16 protein-coding genes are annotated in these 17389 nt (G+C 50.6%); 12 read left to right on the plus strand and 4 right to left on the minus strand.

Translation table 11 applies throughout. The annotated features are described in order from the left end of the window. Positions 1-31: 31 nt before the first annotated feature. From C2M35_RS06505 to ttcA, 3 genes are all read left to right on the plus strand, one after another. Positions 32-787, plus strand: a complete 756-nt coding sequence (locus C2M35_RS06505; RefSeq protein WP_105264888.1) for an FNR family transcription factor — start codon at positions 32-34, stop codon at positions 785-787. Positions 788-892: 105 nt separating this feature from the next. Then, on the plus strand, positions 893-1816 hold the full coding sequence (gene uspE / locus C2M35_RS06510) for a universal stress protein UspE (RefSeq protein ID WP_105199823.1): 924 nt from the start codon (positions 893-895) through the stop codon (positions 1814-1816). 113 nt (positions 1817-1929) lie between these two features. Beyond that, positions 1930-2847, plus strand: coding sequence for a tRNA 2-thiocytidine(32) synthetase TtcA (gene ttcA, locus C2M35_RS06515; protein ID WP_105213551.1), 918 nt, complete (start codon positions 1930-1932; stop codon positions 2845-2847). Positions 2848-2904: 57 nt separating this feature from the next. Here ttcA and C2M35_RS06520 read toward each other — a convergent pair whose 3' ends face one another. From C2M35_RS06520 to C2M35_RS06530, 3 genes are all read right to left on the minus strand, one after another. After that, the gene (locus C2M35_RS06520) at positions 2905-3732 is read right to left on the minus strand and encodes a hypothetical protein (RefSeq protein ID WP_105213550.1); all 828 of its coding nucleotides are present in this window, start codon (positions 3730-3732) and stop codon (positions 2905-2907) included. A gap of 230 nt (positions 3733-3962) precedes the next feature. Next, positions 3963-4613 carry a DUF2987 domain-containing protein gene (locus C2M35_RS06525; protein WP_158677928.1) on the minus strand — a complete coding sequence of 217 codons (651 nt, stop codon included), beginning with the start codon at positions 4611-4613 and terminating at the stop codon, positions 3963-3965. Then, on the minus strand, positions 4606-5424 hold the full coding sequence (locus tag C2M35_RS06530; protein ID WP_105213549.1) for a glucosaminidase domain-containing protein: 819 nt from the start codon (positions 5422-5424) through the stop codon (positions 4606-4608). The genes C2M35_RS06525 and C2M35_RS06530 overlap by 8 nt, the downstream gene beginning before the upstream one ends. Before the next feature lie 160 nt (positions 5425-5584). Between C2M35_RS06530 and C2M35_RS06535 the strand changes: the two genes are divergently transcribed. The 7 genes from C2M35_RS06535 (at position 5585) to rlmA (ending at position 13217) form a co-directional block, all read left to right on the plus strand. Next, positions 5585-6877 (plus strand): anti-phage deoxyguanosine triphosphatase, encoded by a 1293-nt coding sequence (locus tag C2M35_RS06535; RefSeq protein ID WP_105264889.1) that lies wholly within the window; start codon positions 5585-5587, stop codon positions 6875-6877. Between the two features lie 287 nt (positions 6878-7164). Then, positions 7165-8256, plus strand: coding sequence for a DUF481 domain-containing protein (locus C2M35_RS06540; RefSeq protein WP_158677929.1), 1092 nt, complete (start codon positions 7165-7167; stop codon positions 8254-8256). 8 nt (positions 8257-8264) lie between these two features. Then, on the plus strand, positions 8265-9737 hold the full coding sequence (locus C2M35_RS06545) for a DcaP family trimeric outer membrane transporter (protein ID WP_105264891.1): 1473 nt from the start codon (positions 8265-8267) through the stop codon (positions 9735-9737). 58 nt (positions 9738-9795) lie between these two features. Continuing rightward, a complete protein-coding gene (gene glsA / locus C2M35_RS06550; RefSeq protein WP_105199815.1) occupies positions 9796-10803 on the plus strand; it encodes a glutaminase A in 1008 nt (335 codons plus the stop codon). A gap of 127 nt (positions 10804-10930) precedes the next feature. Then, complete coding sequence (xthA, locus tag C2M35_RS06555; RefSeq protein WP_105259264.1) at positions 10931-11740, plus strand: exodeoxyribonuclease III; 810 nt, start codon at positions 10931-10933, stop codon at positions 11738-11740. A 5-nt stretch (positions 11741-11745) separates the two neighbouring features. Next, positions 11746-12375, plus strand: coding sequence for an energy-coupling factor ABC transporter permease (locus C2M35_RS06560; RefSeq protein WP_105264892.1), 630 nt, complete (start codon positions 11746-11748; stop codon positions 12373-12375). Further along, complete coding sequence (gene rlmA, locus C2M35_RS06565) at positions 12372-13217, plus strand: 23S rRNA (guanine(745)-N(1))-methyltransferase (protein ID WP_105264893.1); 846 nt, start codon at positions 12372-12374, stop codon at positions 13215-13217. Before C2M35_RS06560 ends, rlmA begins: the two co-directional genes overlap by 4 nt. Here the strand turns inward: rlmA and yfbV are convergent. Beyond that, on the minus strand, positions 13165-13611 hold the full coding sequence (gene yfbV, locus C2M35_RS06570) for a terminus macrodomain insulation protein YfbV (RefSeq protein ID WP_105199811.1): 447 nt from the start codon (positions 13609-13611) through the stop codon (positions 13165-13167). The two genes, rlmA and yfbV, sit on opposite strands and share 53 nt — an antisense overlap. Positions 13612-13788: 177 nt before the next feature. On the opposite strand from yfbV, the gene C2M35_RS06575 reads away from it, so the two are divergent. Both C2M35_RS06575 and pta read left to right on the plus strand, forming a co-directional pair. Further along, the gene (locus tag C2M35_RS06575; RefSeq protein ID WP_105213543.1) at positions 13789-14988 is read left to right on the plus strand and encodes an acetate kinase; all 1200 of its coding nucleotides are present in this window, start codon (positions 13789-13791) and stop codon (positions 14986-14988) included. A gap of 3 nt (positions 14989-14991) precedes the next feature. Continuing rightward, entirely contained in the window at positions 14992-17142 is a 2151-nt protein-coding gene (gene pta, locus C2M35_RS06580) for a phosphate acetyltransferase (protein WP_105264894.1), read from the plus strand. The last annotated feature ends 247 nt before the right edge of the window (positions 17143-17389 follow it).

A 17389-nucleotide genomic window follows, 5' to 3' on the forward strand; every position in this document is an offset into this window, starting at 1 on the left:
ACTTCATCTCTTGCTTACCTTGGAATGTAAAATGGACGTAAAAACACAACTTTCTGGTAAATTCGCTGGTAAATCGAATTGCACCATTAGCTGTACCAACTGCTCTATCTCTCAGTTGTGCCTTCCTTTTAGCTTAAATGGCGAAGAAATGGACCGCCTTGATGAAATCATCGAGCGCAAAAAGCCACTGCACAAGGGCGATTACCTGTTCGAGTCTGGCACTAAGCTAAAATCCATTTTCGCGGTACGCAGCGGCTCATTTAAGTCTTTTACCCTTTCAGAGCAGGGTGAAGAGCAGATCACCGGCTTCCACCTGGCTGGAGATTTAGTGGGATTCGATGGTATTCATACCGCTACTCACCAAAGTTTTGCCCAGGCTATGGAAACCTCCATGGTTTGTGAAATTCCTTTTGAAACCTTGGATGATTTGGCCGGACGCCTGCCCAAGTTACGCCAACAGATCATGCGACTGATGAGCAACGAGATTAACTATGATCAGGAAATGCTGCTGTTATTGAATAAAAAGACCGCCGAGCAACGTCTGGCGTCCTTCTTACATACGCTTTCTCGTCGCTTTAGCGAGCGCGGCTTCTCGGCTCGTGAATTCCGCCTCACCATGACCCGGGGCGAAATCGGCAATTACCTGGGTTTAACCGTTGAAACCATCAGCCGTTTATTAAGTCGTTTTCAGAAAAGTGGCTTTATTAGCGTCGACGGTAAATTTATTACCATCAATGATCATCAGCAACTCGCTCAGGCTGCAGCCATTTCTGCGCCAAGCAGTTGATCTGACTCAAACTAAATCCATTCGCGCCTTTTAATATCAGGGATTTCTATTACACTCATAGTTGTATTGAAATACTCTTAAAATTAGGTATTAAGGAGGCGCATTATGGATAAAATTAAACGTATACTTGCAGTTGTTGACCCATCCGTCGAGGCACAGCAGAGCTTATCTCGAGCCGCGGAAATAGCGCGTAACACTGGCGCAAACATTACCGCCTTCTTATCCATCTACGATTTCTCTTATGAAATGACCACCATGCTCAGCGGCGATGAGCGCGAAGCCATGCGCAGAGCAGTAATAGCCGATAAAGAGCAATGGCTGCAATCTTTGGCGGCGCAGCATCAGGATATCAGCTTCGATACCAAGGTGGTCTGGCATAACCGTCCTTTTGAAGCCATTATTCGTGAGGTGTTAGAGCATGAGTACGACTTGGTGATCAAGGGCACACATCAACATCATGCCCTAAAATCTGTGATCTTTACCCCCACCGACTGGCACCTTATTCGCAAGTGCCCTACACCATTATTGTTGGTGAAAGACCACAAATGGTTGGTTGGTGGCGCTATTCTAGCGGCAGTGAATGCGTCAAGCGATGATGAACAGCATCAGGCACTCAGCGAGCGCATCATCAAAGATGCCCAGTTTATCAGCAAGATTGCCAAGGGTGACTTGCACTTGGTTAACGCCTACCCGGCTACACCGGTCAATATCGCCATCGAAATTCCCGAGTTTAATCCGTCGCAATACAATGAAACGGTAAAAGAGCACCACCTCAGTTCTACCCGTGAGCTGGGTAAGCAATTCGGTATCCCTGAAAATCATCAACATGTGGAAGAAGGCCTGCCGGAAGACGTACTGCCGCGCCTGGCGGAAAAGCTCGACAGCGAGTTAGTGGTCATTGGCACAGTGGGTCGTACCGGACTCAGCGCTGCCTTGGTGGGTAATACCGCCGAGCATGTTATCGACAGCCTGGATTGTGACGTGCTGGCGCTTAAACCAGATGGCTATCGCAGTCCACTGGAAGATTAACCCAAAACCAATTTTCAACACCTTCAGGCAGCATCCGCTGCCTTTTTCTTGATGCCTCGAGTGCGTCAGCCTATAATACGCGCCTTTGATTTTTAGCCTTAGAGGGTGCCCAGGTGTCGCATTCAGCACAAGCCAAAGCGCAATACAATTTCAACAAACTGCAAAAGCGCTTACGCCGCCATACCGGTCAGGCCATTGCCGACTTTAATATGATTGAAGAAGGCGATCGCATCATGGTGTGCTTGTCTGGTGGTAAAGACAGCTACACCCTTTTGGATATACTGCAAAACCTGCAACGCTCGGCACCAGTCAACTTCGAGCTGTTCGCCGTAAACCTGGACCAAAAACAGCCAGGCTTCCCTGAGCATATTTTGCCTCAGTACCTCAATGAGCTGGGTATTGAATACAAGATAGTCGAGGAAGACACCTACGCCATCGTTAAGGACAAGATCCCCGAAGGTAAAACCACCTGCTCGCTGTGCTCACGTCTGCGCCGCGGCATCTTATACCGCACCGCCAAAGAAATGGGTGCCACCAAGATAGCCTTGGGCCATCACCGTGACGATATGATAGAAACCATGTTTTTGAACATGTTCTATGGTGGCAAGTTAAAGGGTATGCCGGCTAAACTCATGAGCGATGACGGCCAGCACATGGTTATTCGCCCACTGGCTTACTGCAAAGAAGTGGATATTGCCGAGTATGCAGAGCATAAGCAGTTCCCCATTATCCCTTGTAACCTGTGCGGCTCACAGGAAAATCTGCAACGACAAAACATCAAAGCCATGTTGCAGCAATGGCATAAACAACACCCGGGACGCATCGAAAGCATCTTTACTGCGATGCAAAACGTCGTACCTTCGCACCTGGCCGATACAAATTTATTTGCCTTTAGCGACTTACAAACCGGTGAGGTGATCGACGGCGGTGACACGGCGATGGATAAACCTGAGGTACCCGTCATCCCCGTAGGCTATGACCAGGAAGATGAGGTCGCCGATACAACCCCTACAATTATTGAACTGACTTAATGTCACCATGAAAAAAGCGCTAATCAGCGCTTTTTTCATATGTATAAGGCGGCTAGCCTATTCGCAGCCCTCCTCAATTTCATTGACACAAATATCACCGGTTTCAGTAAAGGTGGCATTGCCGTCGACTCCTATGGCACCCACTTCAATTTTCATTTCCGTATTTGCCGGCAAGGCATCCAAAAACTCTTGTGAGACCGCAACCTGAAACGCCGATGCGGGCACCCGAACACTGAATTTCATCTTCGCCAAGGGATCTCCATCCTCGACAACGGTATCCATAACGACTTCCCACGCACCGACGGCTACAAATTCGGGGTGCATAGGCAAGCTACCATCATTGACTAAGTCATCAAGTTCGCCACTGGTCGCACATTTACCAAGATCGTTACCCGGCTCCCAGGTGATCACTCCACCATTATATGAAACATTGGCAGGCGCGGCCGGTAGGTGATAGGTAAGCATGGTCTCGCCTTCGGCTTTTTCTCCTTCTTCTCCTTTGCCCGTGACCATATAAATGCCCGGTTGCCAGCGCTCTAGAAACTCACTTAGTGTGACTATTTCTTCATCCTCTTCGGCTTTTGGATCATTCCAACACAAGGGTTCGGCGCTTTCGGCAAAGGTTTCGGTCAAGGTTTGTTCCTTCAATGACCCTCCTACCTTGTACTCGAACAATTTGGCGCCATCTGGGTCCGTCAGCCGCGCCGACTCAAGGTCGTCACCGTCAAATAAAAAGTGGAAACCTATGTCTCCGTCGCTGGCATTAATTTCAATCAGAGCCAGGCATTCTCCGAAATCACCGCAGGGTTCGGTTGCCAAGCCCTGCATACTTGCGCCTGAGGTGACCACAAACAGCATGGCTCCAATTTTGGATATGTATTTCATTTTCTATTCCTCGTTGCTTGCTTTTAACGGCGATCGAGGCATTCGCATAATACAAAAATGAACGGGTCACCGCCGTTACACTCGTAGAAAGTATAGAAGCGAGGCAGGACTTTGCAGCGAGCAATAGGAAGAATTTTCGGTGGTCTGCCGTAGCACAGACAATCAAGGTTGTTTCTGGTTGAAACGGGGTGGGTCAGTAGCCCGGCGGCACCGGGCACTATGGTCAATGATTAACCTTTATCAATCCAAGGGGTGATACGAGCCAGCTTGGCACCGTCCACCAGCACGGTTTCGCTATCTTCCCACTTGTTTTTAATTTTGACCTTACAGCGGGTGTCGACGCACTGCCAGTCGGAAGGGACATCGGTGGGCACAGAGCCAGTAAAGTGCAGTTGAATACCTTGCTGATCCGGTAGCAAGAAAGACATCAGGGTGCCGACGAAGAAGCCGGAAAGATCCGCCAACAGCTCCTCAAGCTCATTATTCACCTGATATAACTGCCCTGCAGTGATCCCCTGTTGCGGCATTTTTGCTTCAATCTGTATGCTTAACTGACAGCCGCCGGCATTGGCTGGGGTCACCACCACCATGGCTTTGTGGGTATCTAGCTCTTTATCAAAGGGCAGGAACAGCTGACCTTGGTCGTCGTAAGTTAAAGGGTAACTTTGCTTTTCCGTTAAGATTTCCCCAGCTGCGATCTCACAGGGCTTGGCATCAGCATAGGTTTTTAAATAAAAACCAACCTGTGCATATTGGTACTCGCCCTCGTTCACGACTTCCATGCGGTCATAAAAGCCGTCATACGACATGACCACAGGCTCAGCAGCCGCGCTAAACGATAAGATTAATAACGGAGATACCCAGGAAGTCAGTTTATTCATCAAAATACGCCTCATTATGGTCTATCATTGCGTGCAGCTCTTCAATATAGGCTTCACCGCGCTCGGAGTAAGACATTAATCCATAGGCCAGATCTTTGGCAGTCAGTGGCTGTTGTGCCTGGCGCAACTCGGCGCGAATATCGCGCAGCTCACGATAGGCATTATGGGTGTTAATGTTATAGAAATAGGCATCCACCGCTTCTTGTACCGACTGATACACGGCCACCTCATGTTTGGCCCCCTGATTGCGGCGTTTAGGCACCAGGCCACAACCCTCGCTAAAGCACCATTGGCCAAAAAAGTTCAAGCCGATACGAGCAAAGCGCGAGGTACCCCAGGCCGACTCATTGGCCGCCTGCATCATCACCAGCTCTTTGGGGATAACATCAACGCGACGCAGCGCCTGTTGCAATGACAGCTCGCTTATCTCTTCATCCACAAGACCATATTCGGCAAAAATATCCTCTACCTTTTGCTCTTGAGTGGCGGATAAGGCCTGCTGATACTGAATCATCATCAGGGCGATTTCTAAAGTCGCGCGCTGATCCCGCACTCGGCTGTTGGCTTTTTCCACCGGGCCACGAATAAAGTCAAAAAACAGGGATTTTTTTTCTTTAATATCGTTAACTTGTGCAAAGTCAGGCAGTTTAACATTGTGCCTTGGCTTTTCCACCACTGGCTTTTTAACAGCTTGCTCTGGCGTTGACTCTGTAACTTGCGCACTCTGCTCCTGCGGCCCCCAGATAAAGGGGTACACCAGGGCGGTAATGGAGATGATAGTAAATAGAATGAGTCCCAGTTTTTTGATCATGACACCTCTAGTATTCATATGTCTGGATAAACAAACGGCGCATTATATCCTAACAGAAGCAAATACGAAATAATCACTACTTTGCCACTAACATCATACAAGACAAGGAGTTATTTATTGTTTACACTCAGTACATAATACTCAGGGTTACGAGCACTGCATGGCCGATATTTGGCAACAAAGACGCACAGGTGAAGATAAGCATCGCCCCAACGATAACCGCTCTTCGTGGCAGGTCGACCGCTCGCGTATTATTCATGCCGCCGCGTTTCGTCGCCTGCAGGCAAAAACGCAAATCATGGGCATTGGCCTGAACGACTTTCACCGCACTCGCCTCACCCACTCTTTAGAGGTAGCGCAAATAGGCAGTGGCTTGCTGCGCCATCTGAGCCGACAACATCCCGATATCACCTGTCTGCCCGATGATTCCTTGTTGGAAACCTTGTGCTTAGCCCATGATATAGGCCATCCACCCTTCGGCCACGGCGGTGAAATTGCTCTAAATTACATGATGCGTGAACACGGTGGCTTTGAGGGCAATGCTCAGACTTTACGCATTGTCGCCAAGCTTGAACCCTACACCCAGGGCTTTGGTATGAACCTGACCCGCCGCACCCTGTTGGGTTTTATAAAATACCCGGCACTGCTCGATACCCTGTGGCATAGCAAGCCATCCGAGCCGGCGCAGCAGCGTTATATTAAGGCCAATGAATGGCGCCCGGCCAAGGGCCTGTATAGTGATGACAGTGACTTGGTAGACTGGATCTTCGCTCCCTTGAGCGCCGCGGACAGGACCTTATTTCAAAGTCACCAGCCCCAGGATAGCTTTCGCGCCAAAACCCTGTATAAGTCGGTGGATGCATCTCTGATGGAGCTGGCCGATGATATCGCCTACGCGGTACATGACCTCGAAGATGCCATTGCCACCGAGCAGATCACCATTCACGACTGGCAGTCCCACGCCGAGCCTATGTTGGCTGAGCTCGACTGTCCCTGGCTCGAAGGTGCCAATATGGCGCAGCGATTATTCTTCCAGTGTGAGGCGCAGCGCAAGGACCTTATAGGCGAGCTGGTGAACCTCTTTATCACACAAGCTAAATTGGTACCCACCGACGGCGACTTTAGCTGCGCTATGCTTGGCTACCAGGTGGTCTTGCCGCCAAGTTATCAGGCGCTACTGGATTGCTTAAAAACATTTATTTATAAGCGCCTTATTCGTGCCCCACACATGCAGCAGATAGAATTTAATGGCCAGAAACTGATCATCGAATTATTCGAAGTCTTTGCCAGCGATCCGCTACGTTTATTGCCGGAAACCACAGCCGTCGCCTATCGTCAGGCGGAAAAAACCGGCACCAGCACCTACAGAGTCTTGTGTGACTACCTCAGTGGCATGACCGACGAATATGCCTATAAAACCCATCAACGTTTATTTAGCAGCAGTTCGTATTGACTCTCCCTTTTCTGACGGTTTTGCCACTGCGGTCAGTTGTACCCTCGCCATATTGGCCTATTATTATTGATGTAATTGCTTGCATTTATTCGCCTTATACCAATTCTGTTGAGTATGTGATCAGAGATAGCGTTGGCTAAATGATGTGATAACAAGGCGGAATTTTTCTTATGTAGTTTTGCTACAAAGATAAATTCCAACGCCGTTAGCATGATATTGAGCCCGCTAGAATGATTAGCTATTTAAGTGAATTGGTATTAATCGGATACCCCTATAAAGGAAATCGGATGCCATTTATAGCCCTGGTTATTGTCATTTTCGCCTTGGTGCTTACACCTAGCGTCGACGCCGAGCAGCAAGCACCTTTATATCTGGAAGAACGCCAAGCCATTGTTAAAGATATAGATAAATACGACTGGATCCGCCTGAGCTCAGGCGAATGGCTAAAAGGTGAATTTAAAGCCATGTACGACAAACAAATTGAGTTTGACAGCGACATACTCGACACCCTGTTTATCGACCGTGAAGACGTCGACATGGTGATTTCCGGGCGAGCCCATAGCGTGCGCTTTAACGACGGCCATGTCAGCGAAGGCGCCTTGTTGATCGGCCCAAGTTATGTACAGGTAGGCGCAGCTAAGCTGGCCTATTTACCCAAAGATCTGGTGTCTATCGCCGCCAGCGCCAAGGACGCCGGTGGCGCCTGGTATGCCAAGGTGGGTGTCGGCGCTAATTTAAGTCGGGGCAACACAGAGCAAAGTGAGCTCTCCGCCACCGTTGATATCAAACGGCGCACCGCCACCAATCGGTTGCTGATCAACGCCCTAGCGGCACGCACCAGCAACGATGAAGAGGTCACTGAAAACAATGTCCGTGCTAGCGGCACCTTTGACTGGTTTTATACCAAGTCCCTGTATTTTCGCCCAGTGTTTTTCGAATACTATCGCGACCCATTTCAGAATATCGACCATAAATACACGCTCGGCGCCGGTATAGGTTATTACGTCATTGATAATCAGCGCTGGGAATGGGATATAGGCACGGGTCCTGCCTATCAAAGAACGCAATTTGCCAATGTCGGTATTGACGCTCCCAGCAGCAACTCAACGACCTCAGTTTATTTTTCGTCAAATATGGATTACGAGCTGACCTCGGACATAGATTTAACCTTTGACTATCGTTTTACCCTTGCCGAGCAAGCGGCCGGTGGCAATGCCCAGCATGCCCTGATGGGTGCCTCAATAGATATCACCAGTGATATTGATTTCGACATATCACTGCTTTGGGATCATCTGCAATCTCCTATCGCCAATGCCGATGGCACAGTGCCGAAAAAGGATGACTATAAGATGATCGTAACTTTTGCCGTCGAGTTATAGGAGTGGACATGGCTCCCTTAAATCCTGCACAACGAACCCAGCTCTTACCGCACAGTCGCGCCGCTGGAAAAGCCTCCACCAAAGTCGGTGGCAAAGCCTTAGGCCTTGCCCTGACGGCACTATTGCTAGCACCGGCGGTACAAGGTGCCACCGTTGAAGAGCGCTTGGCCGCGCTAGAGCGTCGTATTGTTGAGTTAGAACAGCAGTTAAAGCGCAAAGATGCCGAAATAGAACAGCAGCTCAAGCTTAAAGACGCTGAAATTGCTGCCATTAAGCGTCCTTTGGCTACGGTCAAAACCCAAACCGAACAACCTCAAAGCAAGCTTAATGGTCGCCTTTATCAGGAGTATGAACGTCCCAGCTACCGTTTTAAAACGCCACCAAAGAGCATCTTTTTAAGCGATTCGGACACCACCTTGCAAATAGGCGGGCAAATTTGGCTCGATGCCATTTATAACGATGGCGACATGGCCAATCGCGGCGCCTTTCAAACCTCGTCCATTCTCTTTGACGAAGATGCCAGCGACGATAAGACCTTGCTCAACGCGGGACAATCCAAGCTCTCCTTTCGCAGTCACACCCCAACCGAGCACGGCGATATGACCACCCGCTTTGAATTTGATATGTTCGATGGCGACGGTAATGCCGATTTTAACCTCACTCACCTTTGGGGTGAGCTTGGCAACTGGGGAGCTGGGCAGACCTTTAGCGGCTTTATGGACATCAATTCCTTTCCCAATATCCTCGATTATTGGGGCCCATCGGCCATGGTCTTTGCCCGTCACCCGCAAATTCGTTATCGCCGCAGCTTAGGCAATGGCAGCTTCTGGGCCTTAGGTATCGAACGTTCAGATGCGGATCTGGCGTTACCGGTTAATATTGATCCTGAGTCCCTGAACTATAGCGAACAAAACGATTGGCCCGATGCCAGCGCCAGTTATACCTATCAATTTGATCAGGGGTATATCAAAACCGCACTGCTATTGCGCTATTTGGGATACAAAACAAACCTGCAAGAAGATAAGGTGTGGGGCTGGGGCATTAATGTCACCGGCACCTATGATGTAAATTACAGTCACAGTCTGAAATTTCAAATCGCCAACGGTAAAGGCATAGGCCGCTACCTAAACGATCCCTGCTGCCATTATTACGCCGATATCACCGGCGGCAGTGATGCAGGACTCGACGGCAATGGCGAGCTCACCGCCATAGGCGCCACGGCGGGTTTTATCTATTTGGATAAACAATGGAACGACAACTACACCTCTTCCATCGGCATCAGTTATGTGGATATAGACAACATCATCACCCAGCATCCCTTGTCGTTCAATAACAGCCTCTACAGTACGGTGAACCTGATTTACAACCCGACCACAATGTCGCGTCTCGGTATTGAGCTGCAATACGGTGAGCTCGAGAATTACCGTGGCGATAAGGGCGACAACTTACGTTTGCAAACCTCTTTTGGTTTTAAATATTAGGAACTTAAGGCGCGATTCACGCCCTATTTGCAGTTAAGGACGATAAGGACTGATATACATGAAGAAAATACTCTACTCGCTACTATTGATATCGGCCCTCGGCCTGCAAACTCAAGTCGATGCCCGCCCCTATGACACAGCCAAGGTGGAGCAGATACTTGCTCAAGCCCATACCCTGTATAAAGACGAAAAAAGCGGCGCCAATGCGGATTATATTCCCGCTCTTGCCAAGGTCGACAGCGAGCAATTTGCCATTGCCCTGGTTACCACAGACGGCAAGATTTTTACCCAGGGCGACATAGACAGCCACTTTTCTATTCAGTCTATTTCCAAGGTATTTACCCTGGCTTTGGCCATGGAGCAACAAGGACCCGAGGCCATCTTGGATAAAATCGGTGCCAATGCCACCGGCTTGCCCTTTAATTCGGTAACCGCCATCGAGCTTAATCCGGCCAGATCTGTCAATCCCTTGGTGAATGCCGGAGCCATGGCCACAGTCAGCCTGATAGAGGGCGATAGCGCCGCACAAAAATGGCAGGCGATCAGTGCCTGGTATGGAAAATTTGCCACCACCAAGCTAGACGTGCTTGAGGATGTGTATCGCTCCGAGTCCAGCAGTAATGGCCATAACCTGGCCATTGCCGAGCTGCTTAAATCTTACGGGCGTTTCTACGGCGATGTGGATATCAACCTGGATATCTACACCCGCCAGTGCTCCGTGGGCGTCACCACTAAAGACCTGGCTATTATGGCCTCAGTGTTCGCCAACGGCGGCACCCACCCCATCAGCGGCGCACAATTGATGCGCGCTGATAATGTTGAGCGGGTGCTGGCGGTCATGAGCACGGCAGGCTTGTACGAAACCAGCGGCGAATGGGCCTATACGGTCGGCTTACCGGCGAAAAGTGGGGTCGGCGGCGGTATTATTGCCATTATGCCGGGTAAGTTCGCCATCGCCGCCTTTTCACCGCGCCTCGATGCGGCCGGTAACAGCGTCAGAGCGCAAAAGGCCATTGATTATATTGCCGATAAAGCCAAGGCCAATATCTTTAGTCACCTCGACTAACCATAGTGATTGATTCACGGCACGGGGCGTTAAAAAGCGCCCTGTGCCTGGCTCTGGCGATTCCTTCTAAGAGAGCAAAATGCTACACTGACGCCCTACTTATAATAACTTTCATCATTTATCGCCAATGAAAATAATCTCTTTCAATATTAATGGCTTACGCGCTCGCCTTCATCAACTTCAAGCACTTATCGACAAGCATCAACCGGATGTGATCGGCTTACAGGAAATCAAGGTGCATGATGAAATGTTCCCCGTCGCTGACGTCGAGGCCATGGGTTATCACGTGTATTTCCATGGTCAAAAAGCCCATTACGGCGTCGCCATGCTGACCAAGCAGCCGGCAAAAATGGTGAAAAAAGGCTTCTCCACCGACACCGAAGAGCACCAAAAGCGCATGATAGCGGTGACAGTGGAAAATGCTCAGGGGGAAGATGTCACCGTGCTTAATGGTTATTTCCCCCAGGGCGATAACATCAACCATGAGACCAAGTTCCCTTATAAGCGTCAGTTTTACAGCGATCTGATGGCCGAGCTAAACACTCAATACAGCCCAGACAGCAAGTTAGTGGTAATGGGTGATATTAATATTTCGCCAATCGATCTGGATATCGGCATCGGTGAGGCCAACAAAAAGCGCTGGCTAAAAACCGGTAAATGCTCCTTCCAGCCGGAAGAAAGACAATGGCTGGCCACCCTCACAAATTGGGGTCTGGTGGATACCTTTAGACAACTGCACCCGGATACTGACGACAAATATTCCTGGTTCGACTACCGCTCCAAGGGCTTTGATGACAACCGCGGCCTGCGTATCGACGTTATTCTGGCCACTCCTGCCTTGGCGCAATCCCTGGCGGAAAGCGGCATAGACTATGAACTGCGCGGCATCGAAAAACCTTCGGATCACGCCCCTGTCTGGAGTACCTTCGAGGGCTAATTGCCATGCTCGTAAGCTTTATTGCCGTCTTACTCATACTGTTTTTCACCCTAGATAAAGCCAGTGTGAGCGGTCTGTGGCAACGTCCGGCAAGACAAACCGGTCTGTTTGCCTGTGCCCTAGTGTTGGCGCTGCTGTGGCGCATTAAGGCGGGGATAGTCCCGGGCCTAGATATACATATTCTCGGCATTACCGCGGTGACCTTGATCTTAGGTTGGCGTTTAGCCAGCCTGGCGGCTGTACTTGCCACCGCCTTGCTTACGAGCTTTTCAACCATACCTTGGGAAAACGCTGCGGTGTTTGCTATCACCACTGCACTTATTCCCATTTACTTTAGCTATGGCGTTTTTGTGCTGGTTTATAACCTGCTGCCACGTCATTTATTTATCTATATCTTCATCTGTAGTTTTCTCTGTGCGGCGTTGGCCAATTGCCTGAAGATCTTTGTCGGTGCGCTCTATTACTGGGCTATCGGCACCTATGAATGGTCTATGCTGATGGATAACTATGTGATTTTAAGTGCGCTTATCTGGTTCCCCGAAGCCATGCTCACCGGCATGGCCATGACCCTGCTGGTGATCTACCGCCCGCACTGGGTGCGCACCTTTTACGATAAGGAATACCTTGCACCATGAGTGCTTATTGCTGCCCCTTATGCCAACAGCCCTTAACCCGTCAGGGTAACAGCCTAAGCTGTGACACCGGCCACCAATTCGATTACGCCAAAGAAGGCTATATCAATTTATTACCGGTGCAATATAAGAAATCAAAACAACCCGGCGATAACCAGGATATGGTGCAAGCCAGACGTCGTTTTCTATCCGCCGGCCATTATCAGTTTCTGCGCCAGGCGTTAGCCGAACGTGTTGCTGCTTTACACCAAAGCGAGACGGGGGTGATAGACATGGGCTGCGGTGAAGGCTACTACACCCATGAGCTGGCAAACCAGCTAGAGCACCGGGGACAGGTGTACGGCATAGATATTGCCAAACCCGCTGTACGCTATGGCGCCAAACGCTATAGCAACTGCGAATTTGCGGTGGCCTCAAGCAAGCAGATCCCCCTGAGTGCAGGCTCTGCATCCGTTGTGACCAGTGTATTTGCCCCCATCTTTGCCGAAGAAAGCGCCCGCCTATTGACGCCACAGGGATATCTGGTGGTGGCTTCACCCGGCCCCAAGCATTTGGCCGAGCTAAAAGAGATTATCTATAATGAAGTGCGCGAGCATCAACAGCTAGACACGCCCACAGGCTTTACTCGCAGCGCCGAGCAACTACTGAGCCGTACCCTCACCCTCACAGGTGAACAGGCAAGAGATTTGGCCTTGATGACCCCCTTTGCCTGGAAGTTCAGTGTCGAGCAGTTGGCACAGCTTGCAGCAAGAGCAGAATTTAAGGTGCAACCGAGTTTTACCTCAGCGAATTTCAGAAGATATCCTGACGAAAGGCCTTGTCCATTTTATCGAACATATCCTTAAGTAGCAGGGCCAGTTCGCGATATCGCGGCTTGGCCTTGGCCGGAGCACCACGATAGCCCTGGGCCACCATTTTCGTATACAGCTCTTTATACCAATGCGCATAAGCAGGTGGCAGCGGCGAGGAGGCTCGCTTCGCAAGCCACAGCAGACCTTGCACCGGCAGGGAGAGAATTAATAAGGCGCAGGCCAGCGCCGGCCCCAGATAATGCTGACCCAGTAATTGTAATTGCACCACCAGGCTTGTGAGCGCCAGCAACGGCATCACCTTAATGGCAAACAAGGTGGCACTGATAATCCGATTTTCCACAAACATGGGCGCCAATTCACGGCGCAGCGGCCAGAGTTTGGCGTAGCTATGCCCTTGCTGAATTTGTGTCATCATACTGTTTTGCATTTACGCCCCTTACAACTATCGCTTAGTAGCAATAATAAGGTAAAATAGTCGGTCCCACTGCAATAATACCTTAGTCTAAATGTAGCCTTTGGTCATAGTTATTATGACCAGGTTAAAAGCTATTACTTTAGGTAAACGTGGGGTTTAATTTCTGATTTTCAACCACGGGTCTACCAAATGTCTGTACAACACGTCCTAGTTTTAAATTGCGGCAGCTCAAGCCTAAAATTCGCAGTTATCGACGCCAGCAGCGGCGATGAACTGTTAAGTGGCTTAGCCGAGCGCCTTCATAACGACGACGCCTCCTTAAAGTATAAATTCGCCGGCAACAAAGAGCAAAACGCTTTACCCGCCGGTGCCGATCACAAAATCGCCATCGACACCCTAGTCACGCTGATCCACCAATATGATCTAGCTAAAGATTTAATCGCCGTTGGCCACCGTGTAGTGCACGGCGGTGAGCAGTTTACCGGCTCCCAGTTGATCACCCCGGACGTGCTTGACGCCATTACCCAGACCGCCCAATTAGCACCACTGCATAACCCTGCCAACCTGACCGGTATTCAGGCAGCGCAAGCAGCATTTCCTGAACTGGTGCAGGTGGCCGTGTTTGATACCGCTTTCCACCAAAGCATGCCAAAACACGCGTTTTTATATGCGCTCCCTTATTCTTTATATAAAGAACACGGTGTACGCCGTTACGGCTTCCATGGCACCAGCCATCATTATGTCTCAACCCAGGCCGTTGAGGCGCTCGGGTTAGCTGCGGACAATCATCGCTTGATCACCGCCCACCTGGGCAACGGTTGCTCTGTGTGCGCCATTAAAAATGGTGCCAGCGTCGATACCAGCATGGGCCTGACTCCGCTTGAAGGCGTGGTTATGGGTACTCGCAGCGGCGATATCGACCCGGGTTTATTCGACTTCCTTACCAGCCAGCTTGGGTACTCGGTCGCCGAGGTCAACACCATGTTGAATCAGCAAAGCGGCTTGCTAGGCATTAGCGAACTGTCCAATGACTGTCGCACCATAGAAGAAGCCTATTTAGAGGGGCATGAGCAGGCGACCTTGGCGCTGGATATCTTCTGCTATCGTCTGGCCAAGCAAATTGCCGCTTACCTAGTACCGTTAAATGGTTTAGATGCCCTCATCTTTACCGGCGGCATAGGTGAAAACTCAGATATTATTCGTGCCAAGGTACTTGCGCATCTGAGCTTCCTCGGTTGGCAAATTGACGAGCAACGCAACCTCGCCGCCCGTTTTGGCAAAAGTGGCGTGATCACCAGTGTTAACAGCCCACTGACCGCCATGGTGGTACCGACCAATGAAGAATGGATGATCTGTCAGGACGCTGCGCGTCTGGCTAAAGGAGCCTAAATCATGTCTAGACGTATTATGCTGATCCCTGTGTCCACCGGTGTGGGACTGACCTCGGTCTCTGTGGGTTTGGTACGGGCACTGGAGCAAAAAGCCCTGAAGGTCAACTTCTTCAAACCCATAGCCCAACCGCGCCGTGGTGAATGTGGCCCGGAAAAGTCCACCGCCATAGTTAAAATTGGTTCTAGCATTAATCCGCCCGAGCCTATTTCCCTCGCCTATGCAGAAAAAATGATCGGCGATGGCCATGGTAACACCTTGCTCGAAGAAATCGTTGAGCGCTTTGAAAGTGGTATAAATGACGATGAAATTACCATTATCGAAGGCATGGTACCAACCCGTAACCAGCCCTATGCCGGGCGTGTTAACCGTGAAATTGCACAGACTCTGGGCGCCGATATCGTTTTTGTGCTGACCCCGAGCAACGACACGGTGGAAGAGCTTGAAGACAAGTTGGAAATCGCCGCCGGCAACTATGGCGGCATTGCCCACCCACGAGTCTTGGGCTGTATTTTTAACAAGGTCAATGCACCGCTTGATGAGCAAGGCCGTGCCCGGGCCGACCTGGTGGAGCAGTTTAATCCGGATTTACTGGATAACGAAGTGAACCGCCTAGCGTCTATGCCTCTATTTCGCAAGCATCCGTTCCAACTCCTTGGCACCATCCCCTGGGATTTTGAGCTGGTAGCGCCTCGTGTTATTGACCTGGCCAACTACCTGGATGCCCGCATTATCCACCAAGGCGATCTGCTGCACCGTCGTCTGCGCCGGGTAACCTTCTGTGCGCGCACCGTGTCAAACCTGCTCAACCATATCACTCCCGGTGTGCTGCTGGTGACACCGGGCGATCGCTCCGATGTGTTAGTCGCTGGCTGCCTGTCGGCCATGAACGGTACCAAGATAGGTGCCATCTTACTGACTGGCGGAATTAACCCAGAGCCGCGCATTATGGAGCTCTGCCACCAGGCCATGGAGCAAACCGGATTGCCTATTCTTGCTACTGAGCACGATACCTGGCGCACCTCCTTGCTGCTGCACAACTTCAACTTAGAAGTCCCCTGTGATGATGAGCAGCGTGTCGATAAGGTAAAGTCACACCAGGCCACCTTTATCGACTCCGACTGGCTTGATAGCCTGGCGCAGCAATCGCAAAAAACCCGTAAGCTGTCGCCTCCGGCATTTCGTTATTTGTTAACAGACAAGGCCCGTCGCGCCGATAAAACCATAGTGCTGCCAGAGGGCGAAGAGCCGCGCACCATAAAAGCGGCGGCGATTTGTGGCGAGCGTGGCATTGCCAATACCGTGTTACTAGGCGACCCAGCGGAGATCACCCGCATAGCCGAACAACAAGGGGTTGAGCTAAATGAGCGCATGCATCTTGTCGACCCGGAGCAGATCCGTCGCGACTATGTGGCGCCCATGGTGGAGCTGCGTAAGAGCAAGGGTCTGACCGAAGTGGTAGCCGAAGAAATGCTAAAGGACAATGTGGTGCTGGGCACCATGATGTTAGCCCAAGGCCAGGTAGATGGGTTGGTATCAGGCGCTGTTAACACCACGGCCAATACCATTCGCCCGCCACTGCAGTTGATCAAAACCGCGCCGGGCTCGTCCCTGGTTTCATCTGTCTTCTTTATGTTGCTGCCGGATCAGGTGCTGGTATATGGCGACTGCGCTATTAACCCAGACCCAACCGCCGCCCAATTGGCGGACATTGCCATTCAATCCGCCGACTCTGCCAGCGCCTTTGGCATTGAGCCTCGGGTGGCGATGATCAGCTACAGTACAGGCAGCTCAGGCGCCGGTGCCGATGTTGAAAAGGTACGCGAAGCCACTGAGCTGGCTAAGCAAAAGCGCCCTGATCTGATCATCGACGGGCCGCTGCAATACGATGCCGCGATCATGGAGAATGTGGCCCGTAAAAAGGCGCCGAACAGTCCGGTCGCCGGTCAGGCAACCGTGTTTATCTTCCCTGATTTGAACACGGGCAACACCACCTATAAGGCGGTACAGCGTAGCGCCGATTTAGTCAGCATAGGGCCTATGCTGCAGGGCATGCGTAAACCGGTCAACGATCTTAGCCGCGGTGCCTTGGTGGATGATATTGTCTACACCATAGCCCTGACCGCAATTCAGGCGGATCAGGCCGAACCCTAATTGCTGCCAACCTGGAGCAAAAATGAGAAGGGTACAGCCGATGCTGTGCCCTTTTTTATTTCGTTATTAGCAACAACAAAGTCTTACTGATCAATAAACAACCAAACAAGATAATTCAAGCAATTTCAAATAGATACAATTTACCGACCACCCTACCCCCAAACTTATCCACAGCAATTGTGAGCAACTTGCATTGGATTAAATTGCCCTTATTGGGTATAACTTGTACTTAACCCAAGGGGAACGG

It is taken from the genome of Pseudoalteromonas sp. T1lg76 (assembly GCF_002964725.1).
Lineage (GTDB): Bacteria > Pseudomonadota > Gammaproteobacteria > Enterobacterales > Alteromonadaceae > Pseudoalteromonas.

Coding starts and splice junctions, on each gene's coding strand:
- C2M35_RS06575 (WP_105213543.1), top strand. CDS start 13,789: ATGTCTGTACAACACGTCCTAGTTTTAAATTGCGGCAGCTCAAGCCTA.
- C2M35_RS06560 (WP_105264892.1), top strand. CDS start 11,746: ATGCTCGTAAGCTTTATTGCCGTCTTACTCATACTGTTTTTCACCCTA.
- glsA (WP_105199815.1), top strand. CDS start 9,796: ATGAAGAAAATACTCTACTCGCTACTATTGATATCGGCCCTCGGCCTG.
- rlmA (WP_105264893.1), top strand. CDS start 12,372: ATGAGTGCTTATTGCTGCCCCTTATGCCAACAGCCCTTAACCCGTCAG.
- xthA (WP_105259264.1), top strand. CDS start 10,931: ATGAAAATAATCTCTTTCAATATTAATGGCTTACGCGCTCGCCTTCAT.
- C2M35_RS06525 (WP_158677928.1), bottom strand. CDS start 4,613: ATGAATAAACTGACTTCCTGGGTATCTCCGTTATTAATCTTATCGTTT.
- C2M35_RS06545 (WP_105264891.1), top strand. CDS start 8,265: ATGGCTCCCTTAAATCCTGCACAACGAACCCAGCTCTTACCGCACAGT.
- C2M35_RS06520 (WP_105213550.1), bottom strand. CDS start 3,732: ATGAAATACATATCCAAAATTGGAGCCATGCTGTTTGTGGTCACCTCA.
- uspE (WP_105199823.1), top strand. CDS start 893: ATGGATAAAATTAAACGTATACTTGCAGTTGTTGACCCATCCGTCGAG.
- C2M35_RS06540 (WP_158677929.1), top strand. CDS start 7,165: ATGCCATTTATAGCCCTGGTTATTGTCATTTTCGCCTTGGTGCTTACA.
- pta (WP_105264894.1), top strand. CDS start 14,992: ATGTCTAGACGTATTATGCTGATCCCTGTGTCCACCGGTGTGGGACTG.
- yfbV (WP_105199811.1), bottom strand. CDS start 13,611: ATGCAAAACAGTATGATGACACAAATTCAGCAAGGGCATAGCTACGCC.
- C2M35_RS06535 (WP_105264889.1), top strand. CDS start 5,585: ATGGCCGATATTTGGCAACAAAGACGCACAGGTGAAGATAAGCATCGC.
- C2M35_RS06505 (WP_105264888.1), top strand. CDS start 32: ATGGACGTAAAAACACAACTTTCTGGTAAATTCGCTGGTAAATCGAAT.
- C2M35_RS06530 (WP_105213549.1), bottom strand. CDS start 5,424: ATGATCAAAAAACTGGGACTCATTCTATTTACTATCATCTCCATTACC.